This window comes from Methylotenera sp. (assembly GCF_029945705.1).
In the GTDB taxonomy this organism is placed as follows: domain Bacteria; phylum Pseudomonadota; class Gammaproteobacteria; order Burkholderiales; family Methylophilaceae; genus Methylotenera.
This window is the reverse complement of record NZ_JAQSDC010000039.1, coordinates 112,240-121,098: the sequence shown is the minus strand read 5'-3', so window position 1 is coordinate 121,098 and position 8,859 is coordinate 112,240. Positions and strand designations below refer to the sequence as shown.

At 42.7% G+C, this 8,859-nt stretch carries 11 protein-coding genes and 1 pseudogene; all 12 read left to right on the top strand.

The genetic code is table 11. The features are described 5' to 3' along the window. A pseudogene (locus tag PSU78_RS08305) lies at positions 1–489 on the top strand (UDP-N-acetylglucosamine 1-carboxyvinyltransferase); the annotation flags it as partial. Between the two features lie 2 nt (positions 490–491). Further along, entirely contained in the window at positions 492–1,136 is a 645-nt protein-coding gene (hisG, locus tag PSU78_RS08300; RefSeq protein ID WP_300386945.1) for an ATP phosphoribosyltransferase, read from the top strand. A gap of 27 nt (positions 1,137–1,163) precedes the next feature. After that, complete coding sequence (hisD, locus tag PSU78_RS08295) at positions 1,164–2,462, top strand: histidinol dehydrogenase (RefSeq protein ID WP_300386942.1); 1,299 nt, start codon at positions 1,164–1,166, stop codon at positions 2,460–2,462. Between the two features lie 6 nt (positions 2,463–2,468). Then, on the top strand, positions 2,469–3,536 hold the full coding sequence (hisC, locus tag PSU78_RS08290; RefSeq protein WP_300386940.1) for a histidinol-phosphate transaminase: 1,068 nt from the start codon (positions 2,469–2,471) through the stop codon (positions 3,534–3,536). Positions 3,537–3,764: 228 nt separating this feature from the next. Beyond that, positions 3,765–4,655, top strand: a complete 891-nt coding sequence (hxlA, locus tag PSU78_RS08285; protein WP_300386938.1) for a 3-hexulose-6-phosphate synthase — start codon at positions 3,765–3,767, stop codon at positions 4,653–4,655. Between the two features lie 274 nt (positions 4,656–4,929). After that, positions 4,930–5,517 carry an imidazoleglycerol-phosphate dehydratase HisB gene (hisB, locus tag PSU78_RS08280; RefSeq protein WP_300386936.1) on the top strand — a complete coding sequence of 196 codons (588 nt, stop codon included), beginning with the start codon at positions 4,930–4,932 and terminating at the stop codon, positions 5,515–5,517. A gap of 48 nt (positions 5,518–5,565) precedes the next feature. After that, positions 5,566–6,219: an imidazole glycerol phosphate synthase subunit HisH gene (gene hisH, locus PSU78_RS08275; RefSeq protein ID WP_300386934.1), complete on the top strand. Its 654-nt coding sequence runs from the start codon at positions 5,566–5,568 to the stop codon at positions 6,217–6,219. Between the two features lie 85 nt (positions 6,220–6,304). Then, a complete protein-coding gene (gene hisA / locus PSU78_RS08270) occupies positions 6,305–7,048 on the top strand; it encodes a 1-(5-phosphoribosyl)-5-[(5-phosphoribosylamino)methylideneamino]imidazole-4-carboxamide isomerase (protein ID WP_300386932.1) in 744 nt (247 codons plus the stop codon). Then, entirely contained in the window at positions 7,038–7,802 is a 765-nt protein-coding gene (gene hisF, locus PSU78_RS08265) for an imidazole glycerol phosphate synthase subunit HisF (RefSeq protein ID WP_300386930.1), read from the top strand. The genes hisA and hisF overlap by 11 nt, the downstream gene beginning before the upstream one ends. After that, positions 7,799–8,197: a phosphoribosyl-AMP cyclohydrolase gene (gene hisI / locus PSU78_RS08260; protein ID WP_300386928.1), complete on the top strand. Its 399-nt coding sequence runs from the start codon at positions 7,799–7,801 to the stop codon at positions 8,195–8,197. The genes hisF and hisI overlap by 4 nt, the downstream gene beginning before the upstream one ends. Continuing rightward, positions 8,190–8,519, top strand: coding sequence for a phosphoribosyl-ATP diphosphatase (locus PSU78_RS08255; protein ID WP_300386926.1), 330 nt, complete (start codon positions 8,190–8,192; stop codon positions 8,517–8,519). Before hisI ends, PSU78_RS08255 begins: the two co-directional genes overlap by 8 nt. Beyond that, positions 8,519–8,857 carry a histidine triad nucleotide-binding protein gene (locus tag PSU78_RS08250; protein WP_300386924.1) on the top strand — a complete coding sequence of 113 codons (339 nt, stop codon included), beginning with the start codon at positions 8,519–8,521 and terminating at the stop codon, positions 8,855–8,857. The genes PSU78_RS08255 and PSU78_RS08250 overlap by 1 nt, the downstream gene beginning before the upstream one ends. The last annotated feature ends 2 nt before the right edge of the window (positions 8,858–8,859 follow it).

The window sequence follows — 8,859 nt, the reverse complement described above, 5'->3', positions numbered from 1 at the left end:
GCTCGTGCCGATCTGCTAGATGCCGTCATTGAAAAATTACGAGATGCGGGTGCAACCGTAACGAGTGATGCAAATAGTATTACTGTTAAAAGTGATGGTAAGCTTAAAGCGGTGAATATTCGCACTGCCCCCCACCCAGCTTTTCCAACGGATATGCAAGCCCAGTTTATGGCGCTAAACACGGTTGCCGCAGGCGTAGCAAAAGTTACTGAAACTATTTTCGAAAATCGTTTTATGCACGTGCAAGAAATGCAGCGCATGGGTGCTGATATTAGTATTGATGGCAATACCGCGCTAGTCAAAGGGATTGAGTTCTTAGATGGCGCAACCGTGATGGCAACAGATTTACGTGCTTCTGCTAGCTTAGTGTTAGCTGGTTTGGTTGCTCGCGGAGAAACTGTGATTGAACGCATCTACCATTTAGACCGAGGTTATGAACACTTAGAAGCAAAACTAAACGCACTTGGTGCAAACGTAAAACGAGTTTAAACATGATTACCATTGCCCTCTCAAAAGGTCGTATTTTTGAAGAAACCACGCCGTTATTAGCTGCTGCGGGTATTCACCCTGCGGAAGATCCTGAATCATCACGCAAACTGATAATTGGCACTAATCGTGAAGATGTACGTTTGATTATTGTTCGTGCTAGCGATGTGCCAACTTATGTGCAATACGGGGCGGCTGATTTAGGCATTGCTGGTAAAGACGTGCTTGATGAGCATGGCGGCGATGGTTTATATCAGCCAATTGACCTGCAAATCGCAAAATGCAAAATGATGGTGGCAGTGCGTGAAGACTTTGATTATTTCGCATCAATTCGAAGTGGTGCGCGTTTAAAGGTCGTCACTAAGTACGTGAAAACGGCGCGCGAGCACTTTGCCGCCAAAGGTATGCATGTAGACCTGATTAAGCTTTACGGCTCAATGGAGCTAGGCCCATTAGTGGGTTTGGCGGATGTGATTGTCGATTTAGTCAGTACAGGTGGAACTTTACGCGCGAATAACCTCAAAGCAGTAGAAGAAGTTGGTGAAATCAGCTCAAGACTTGTTGTAAATCAAGCCTCACTCAAACTGAATAGAGGTAAAATTCAGCCAATCATGGATGCGTTTACAAACGCGATTGCTTCCAGAACATAGTATTTAGATTAAACATAGGTCAACAGCATGAATATAAGACGATTTTCTACTACAGACGCAGATTTTGAGAGCAATCTAAAAGCCTTATTAGCCTTTGAAACTGCGCAAGATGACAATATTGATATCGTCGTGGCTGATATTCTTAAAGATGTAAAAAAACGCGGAGACGCAGCAGTTTTAGAATACACCAATCGCTTTGATAAAACGAATGCAACTAGTTTGCCTGAGTTAGAAATTAGCCAAGCAGAGTTAACTGCCGCCTTAGATGGCTTGCCAACTGAGCAACGAGACGCTTTAAAAACCGCCGCTGATCGTGTACGTATTTATCACGAAAAACAACTGATGTCTTCATGGAGTTATACCGAAGCCGATGGCACATTGCTTGGTCAACAAGTCACTTCATTAGACCGTGTTGGTTTATATGTACCTGGTGGTAAAGCGGCTTATCCATCTTCTGTGTTGATGAATGCAATCCCAGCCAAAGTGGCAGGTGTTAAAGAGCTTATCATGGTGGTACCTACGCCAAATGGCGAGCGTAATCAGTTGGTATTAGCTGCTGCTGCGATTTCTGGCGTTGATCGCGTATTTTGTCTAGGTGGTGCGCAAGCCGTCGGTGCTTTAGCTTACGGTACTGAAACAGTGCCGCAGGTTGATAAAGTGGTTGGGCCAGGTAATGCTTATGTAGCTGCCGCTAAACGCCGTGTATTCGGTGTTGTCGGAATCGATATGGTGGCTGGCCCGTCTGAAATCTTAGTGATTTGCGATGGCAAAACTAACCCTGATTGGGTGGCGATGGATTTATTCAGCCAAGCCGAGCATGACGAATTAGCGCAAGCCATTTTATTAAGTCCAGATGCCGACTTCTTAGATAAAGTGAACGCAAGCATTTTAAAATTAGTTGAAGAAATGCCACGTAAAAACATTATTCGCACTTCATTAACAGACCGCGGTGCACTGATTCAAGTGCGTGATTTAGCAGAAGCGGCTGCAATATGTAACTACATTGCACCAGAGCATTTAGAATTGTCAATGGATGAGCCCTTAGCATTCAGTAAAACCATCAAGCATGCTGGCGCTATATTTATGGGGCGCAATACCTGTGAAGCGCTTGGCGATTATTGCGCAGGGCCAAACCATGTGTTGCCAACTTCGCGTACAGCACGTTTTTCATCGCCGCTAGGTGTGTATGACTTCCAAAAACGTTCAAGCCTAATCATGGTGTCAGCTGAAGGCGCACAAACGTTAGGCAAAGTGGCCGCGACTTTGGCGTATGGCGAAGGCTTACAAGCGCATGCTAGGTCAGCTGAGTATAGGTTAAAAAGCTAAACCAATATGAGTAAATTTTGGAGTGATGTTGTACACAAGCTTACGCCTTACGTACCAGGTGAGCAGCCTAAATTAGATAACCTAGTGAAGCTCAATACCAATGAGAACCCTTATGGTCCAAGTCCTAAGGTGATAGCAGCGCTGAAGCTTGAAGCGGCAGATTCATTGCGTTTATATCCAGACCCTAACTCAGATGCACTTAAAGCCGCGATTGCTGACGCGCATCAATTGCAATCTAAGCAAGTGTTTGTCGGTAATGGCTCAGATGAAGTATTGGCGCATGTGTTTCAAGCATTGTTAAAGCATAGCCGACCATTGTTGTACCCTGATATTACCTACAGTTTTTACCCAGTATATTGTGGCCTGTATGACATTGAATACCAAACAATTCCCTTAGCGGAAGACTTTTCAATCAACATTGATGATTACGATCAGCCCAATGGCGGCATCATTTTTCCAAATCCGAATGCGCCTACAGGCATTCCACTATCGTTAGCGAGCATTGAAAAGCTGCTAAAAAAGAATACGCAGTCAGTTGTAGTGATTGACGAGGCGTACGTTGATTTTGGTACCGAGTCTGCAGTGAGCTTAATTAATACTTACCCTAATTTACTGGTGACACATACTTTGTCTAAGGCTCGCTCATTAGCTGGTTTGCGTGTTGGCTATGCCTTGGGCCATCAAGATTTAATCGAAGCTTTGATGCGTGTAAAAGATAGCTTCAATTCTTACCCAATCGACCGTTTCGCCTCTGCGGGCGCGATTGCCGCTATGCAAGACACTGCATATTTTGAAGAAACATGCAGCAAAGTCATTACAACACGTGAAGCGCTAGTTAAAGATTTAACGCAGTTGGGTTTTGAGATATTGCCATCAGGTGCAAACTTTATTTTTGCTAAACATCGAGTTAAAGATGGTGCAGAGCTGACCGCCTTGCTCCGTCAGAAAAATATTATTGTGCGTCATTTTAAATCACCAAGTCGTGTAGCCCCATATTTGCGTATTACCATTGGGACTGATGCTCAGTCAAAAGCACTTATCGACACACTGACCGAGCTACTTTTAGCTGCTTAGGCAAATAAAAAAGCTAGCTTAATCAGTATTATCCGCATCGTTTCAGTGATGAAATGCTAGAAAATCAGCAAAACATTAAAAATAAGCAAAAAAAGTTTTTAATTTCACATTAAGTGCGTGTTATTATCGCGAAATGTGTGTGTTTCTACACAAATAAAAAATTAACTCACTTTGTATTTTTAATCTAAATAAGTCACTTATGATTTATTTTTAGTTGGAGGATGTAGCATGGCTCAAACCCAAATGGCTTTAGATTCATTAGATTTCGACGGTACCGTCGCCTTAGCAACCAAAGTTGCTCCACACGTAGATATTTTGGAAATTGGTACACCATGCATTAAGCATAACGGTATCAAATTGTTAGAAGTTTTGCGCGCTAAGTTCCCAAATAACAAAATTTTGGTTGACTTAAAAACAATGGATGCTGGTTTCTATGAAGCTGAGCCATTCTACAAAGCTGGTGCTGACATCTGTACAGTTCTAGGTACTGCTGATATTGGTACAATCAAAGGTGTAATTGATGTTGCTAACAAATACGGCAAAAAAGCTCAAGTTGACTTGATCAACGTTGCTGATAAAAAAGCACGTACGATTGAAGTGGCTAAATTAGGCGCTCACATCATTGGCGTTCACACTGGTTTGGATCAACAAGCTGCTGGTCAAACACCATTCAATGACTTAGGTATGGTTGCTGCATTGAACTTGGGCGTTGATATTTCAGTTGCTGGCGGTGTTAAAGCTGCTACAACACAACAAGTTAAAGATGCTGGCGCAACAATCATTGTAGCTGGTGCTGCTATTTACGGTGCTGCTGACCCTGCTGCCGCTGCTGCCGAAATTACAGCAATCGCTCACGGTGCTAATGCTAGTGCTGGTGGTGCTAAGAAATTCTTACCATGGATTATTGGTGCTGCAGTTTTAGTATTATTATTTACTTTGCTAGGTGGCAAAAAACCTGAAGCTACTGAAGCACCAGCTGTTGAAGCTCCGGCTGCAACAGCTCCTGTAGAAGCTGCGCCAGCGGAAGCGGCACCAGCTGTTGAAGCTGCTCCTGCAGAAGTTGCACCAGCTCCAGAAGCGGCTTCTGCTGCAGAAGTTGCACCAGAAGCTGCTAAATAATTATTGATTACTGCAATCACTTAGTTGATACGTCAGCTAAGTGATAAAAATGTAATTAAGTAGTTAGCGTAAGCTGATGAATATGAGGCCTAGTTAAGATATTGTTATCTTGCTGGGCTTTGTTCTTTTATTAAGGGCTATTATTTATGAGAGGTTATTTAATAAATATAGAATGTTGTTCGCTTTAATGCCTTCAAAAAGACCAATAGCATCTGGTTTAGGTTAAAATATTTACTTATCAATTTATATGCAATTTTAGCTTAAGTGATTCAATATGCGCTCTGCAGAAGTAGTTAGAAATACCTTAGAAACACAAATCACAGTCGCTATTAATTTAGATGGTACTGGCGTTTCACAATTCAGCACTGGTTTAGGCTTTCTAGATCACATGATAGACCAAATTGCCCGTCACGGTATGATGGATATTAGCGTTAACGCTAAAGGTGATTTGCACATTGACGCTCATCACACTGTTGAAGATATTGGCATTACCCTTGGGCAAGCGTTCGCTAAGGCGATAGGCGATAAAAAAGGCATACGACGCTATGGGCATGCTTATGTACCATTGGATGAGGCTTTGTCACGTGTGGTGCTAGATATTTCTGGGCGACCAGGCTTGGAGTTTGGTTGTGTATTCACGCGCGCTTCAATAGGTGAATTCGATGTTGATTTAATCCATGAATTCTTCCAAGGCTTTGTAAATCATGCCAATGTTACTTTGCATATTGACAACTTAAAGGGCCATAACGCGCATCATCAAGCCGAAACGATTTTTAAAGCGTTTGGCCGTGCATTGCGTGTAGCTGTTGAGTTAGATTCGCGCATGGCAGGCATTATGCCATCTACCAAAGGAAGTTTATAAAGCACAAGCCTTGTAATGCTTGAGTGGCAAACCCATGAAAATAGTAGTATGAAAAAAATTGATATAGCAGTGGTTGATTATGGCATGGGCAATTTGCGCTCAGTGTCTAAAGCACTAGAGCATGTCGCACCGAATAAAAATGTACTGGTGACCAGCAACCCTGTCGAAATAGCGAATGCCGAACGCATCGTGTTCCCTGGTCAGGGTGCGATGCCAGATTGTATTCGCGAATTAGATGCTAGAGGCTTGCGCAATTCAGTGATGCATGCAGCCAACAATAAACCATTTCTAGGTATTTGTATCGGTTTGCAGATGCTATTTGAACATTCTGAAGAAGGCGATGCTGCTGGATTAGGCTTGTTTAAAGGCAGTGTTAAGCGCTTTGCTGCAACTGAAATGCATGATGAGAATGGTGCAAAGTTAAAAGTGCCGCATATGGGTTGGAATCAGGTCTATCAAAACCAACAGTCGGAAGCGCATGCATTATGGAACAATATAGAAGACGGTGCGCGTTTTTACTATGTGCATAGTTATTATGTGCAGCCTGATGATGCACGTATTGTCGGTGCTTATAGCGAGTATCCCAAACGATTTACAAGCGCGATAGCACGGGATAATTTGTTCGCAGTGCAGTTTCATCCAGAAAAAAGTGCAACGGCAGGCTTGCAAATGTTAAGCAATTTCGTAAACTGGTTACCTTAAATAAAGGTAAGCTTGAAGTTATTTTTACCATATTTTTTAATCACTTCATTTCAATTTTTATCAAATAAATCAATATCAAATCATTATGTTAATTATCCCAGCAATTGATCTTAAAGACGGCCACTGTGTAAGACTAAAACAAGGCTTAATGGAAGAATCCACTGTATTTTCTGAAGACCCAGGTGCCATGGCGCGCCATTGGGTAGATAGTGGTGGTAAACGCTTACATTTAGTTGATTTAAATGGCGCTTTTGCAGGTAAACCTGTCAATGAAGCCGCTATTAAATCTATTGTTCGTGCGGTTGGTGGTGAAATACCTATTCAACTCGGCGGCGGTATTCGCGACCTTGAAACGATAGAGCGTTATTTAGATAACGGCATTGACTATGTGATTATCGGCACAGCAGCGGTAAAAAACCCAGGTTTCTTGCATGAGGCTTGTGATGCGTTTCCTGGTCAAATTATCGTTGGGTTAGATGCAAAAGAAGGCAAAGTCGCTGTGGATGGCTGGTCAAAACTGACAGGTCATGATGTGATTGATTTAGCGAAAAAATTCGAAGGCTATGGCGTTAGCTCGATCGTTTATACCGACATTGGTCGTGATGGCATGTTAACTGGCGTAAATATTGAAGCGACTGTCGCTTTAGCCCAAGCGCTAACAATCCCAGTGATTGCTTCTGGTGGCGTGACTAATTTAGACGATGTACGTAAGCTTTGTGCCGTAGCGGCAGAAGGTATTATTGGAACGATAACTGGTCGTGCAATTTACGAAGGTACGTTGGATTTTACTGCGGCACAACAACTGGCAGATGAATTAAGTGCTCGCTAAACGCATTATTCCATGTCTAGATGTGACTGACGGACGCGTAGTTAAAGGCATTAACTTTCTAGAGTTACGCGATGCGGGCGACCCTGTTGAAATTGCTAAACGCTACGATGACCAAGGCGCTGATGAACTCACATTTTTAGATATTACTGCCAGCTCAGATAATCGAGGTTTGATTCTACATATAATTGAAAAAGTCGCTTCTCAGGTTTTTATACCATTAACGGTTGGCGGCGGGGTGCGTGAAGTTGAGGATGTGCGTAGGCTATTAAATGCTGGTGCAGATAAGGTTAGTATTAACACTACTGCAGTGCTCAATCCGCAGATGGTGCAAGATGCGGCAAGTCGATTCGGTACGCAATGTATTGTAGTTGCGATTGATGCTAAAAAAGTAGATAACCAACCTTTTGAGTGGGAAGTGTTTACTCATGGTGGTCGCAAAGCCACTGGCTTGGATGCTGTGAAATGGGCTGAGTATATGGCTCAACTAGGCGCTGGTGAATTGTTAATCACGAGTATGGATAGAGATGGCACAAAAATTGGCTTTAACAACCCATTAAATAGAGCTATTTCAAATGCTGTAGATGTGCCGATTATCGCTTCTGGCGGCGTGGGAAATCTGCAGCATTTGGTTGATGGTGTGAACGAAGGCGGCGCAGATGCCGTACTGGCTGCGAGTATTTTTCACTATGGTGAATATACAGTTAAACAAGCCAAAGAGTATATGCAGAAAAATGGTATTGAGGTAAGACTTTGAGTTGGTTAGATGACGTTAGTTGGGATGCAAACGGTCTTGTACCCGTCATCGCGCAAGAACATGACACGGGGCGCATACTCATGTTTGCCTGGATGAATCGCGAAGCCTTGCAATTGACCAGTGACACTAAGCAAGCTGTGTATTGGTCACGTTCGCGCAATAAATTATGGCGTAAAGGTGAAGAGTCAGGTCATGTACAACGTGTGCATGAGATTCGTTTAGACTGCGATGAAGATGTCATTCTGATTAATGTAGAACAAGTCGGTGGTATTGCTTGTCATACTGGAAGACATAACTGTTTTTTTAAAAAGCTTGAAAATGACGAGTGGCTTGTAGATCAGCCTGTTATTAAAAACCCAGACGAAATATACACGGAAGTTAAAAAAAGTGAGTGAAACATTAAATCGCTTGGCGGAATTATTGGAGCAGCGCAAGAGTGCAGATCCACAAACTTCTTATGTGGCTAAGTTATATGCCAAAGGCATGGATAGCATACTTAAGAAAGTTGGAGAAGAAGCCGCTGAAACTATTATTGCCGCGAAGAATGGCGATAATGAGCATCTCATCTATGAAACTGCAGATTTATGGTTCCATACTTTGGTGATGTTGGCACAGGCAGGTTTAAAGCCTCAAGACGTATTGGATGAGTTGGCAAGACGTGAAGGCCTCTCAGGCTTGGTAGAAAAGGCTTCTAGAGTAGAAGAGGGCTCAAAATAATGAGTGCTGATTGTATTTTTTGTAAGATAGTCGATGGCAGTATTCCTGCAAAGAGAATCTATGAAGATGACGATGTCATTGCCTTTCATGACATTAATCCATCTGCTAGAGTACATTTTTTAATTGTTCCCAAACTGCATATTGAAAGTCTAGCCAGTTGTGAAGCGCATGATCAAGCTTTGCTTGGCAAAATGCTTTTACTCGCACCGAAACTTGCAAAAGAGCAAGGTTTGGCTGGTTTCAAAACGCTGATTAATACAGGTAAAGATGGCGGTCAGTTAGTATTTCATATTCATGTGCATGTGCTAGGTGGCGGTAATGTGCCACTTACAGTTTAATT

What these genes read in the sequence shown, in the direction of transcription:
- hisH (WP_300386934.1), top strand. Translation starts at nt 5,566, where the DNA reads ATGAAAAAAATTGATATAGCAGTGGTTGATTATGGCATGGGCAATTTG.
- PSU78_RS08250 (WP_300386924.1), top strand. Translation starts at nt 8,519, where the DNA reads ATGAGTGCTGATTGTATTTTTTGTAAGATAGTCGATGGCAGTATTCCT.
- hisB (WP_300386936.1), top strand. Translation starts at nt 4,930, where the DNA reads ATGCGCTCTGCAGAAGTAGTTAGAAATACCTTAGAAACACAAATCACA.
- hisG (WP_300386945.1), top strand. Translation starts at nt 492, where the DNA reads ATGATTACCATTGCCCTCTCAAAAGGTCGTATTTTTGAAGAAACCACG.
- hisA (WP_300386932.1), top strand. Translation starts at nt 6,305, where the DNA reads ATGTTAATTATCCCAGCAATTGATCTTAAAGACGGCCACTGTGTAAGA.
- hisD (WP_300386942.1), top strand. Translation starts at nt 1,164, where the DNA reads ATGAATATAAGACGATTTTCTACTACAGACGCAGATTTTGAGAGCAAT.
- hxlA (WP_300386938.1), top strand. Translation starts at nt 3,765, where the DNA reads ATGGCTCAAACCCAAATGGCTTTAGATTCATTAGATTTCGACGGTACC.
- hisC (WP_300386940.1), top strand. Translation starts at nt 2,469, where the DNA reads ATGAGTAAATTTTGGAGTGATGTTGTACACAAGCTTACGCCTTACGTA.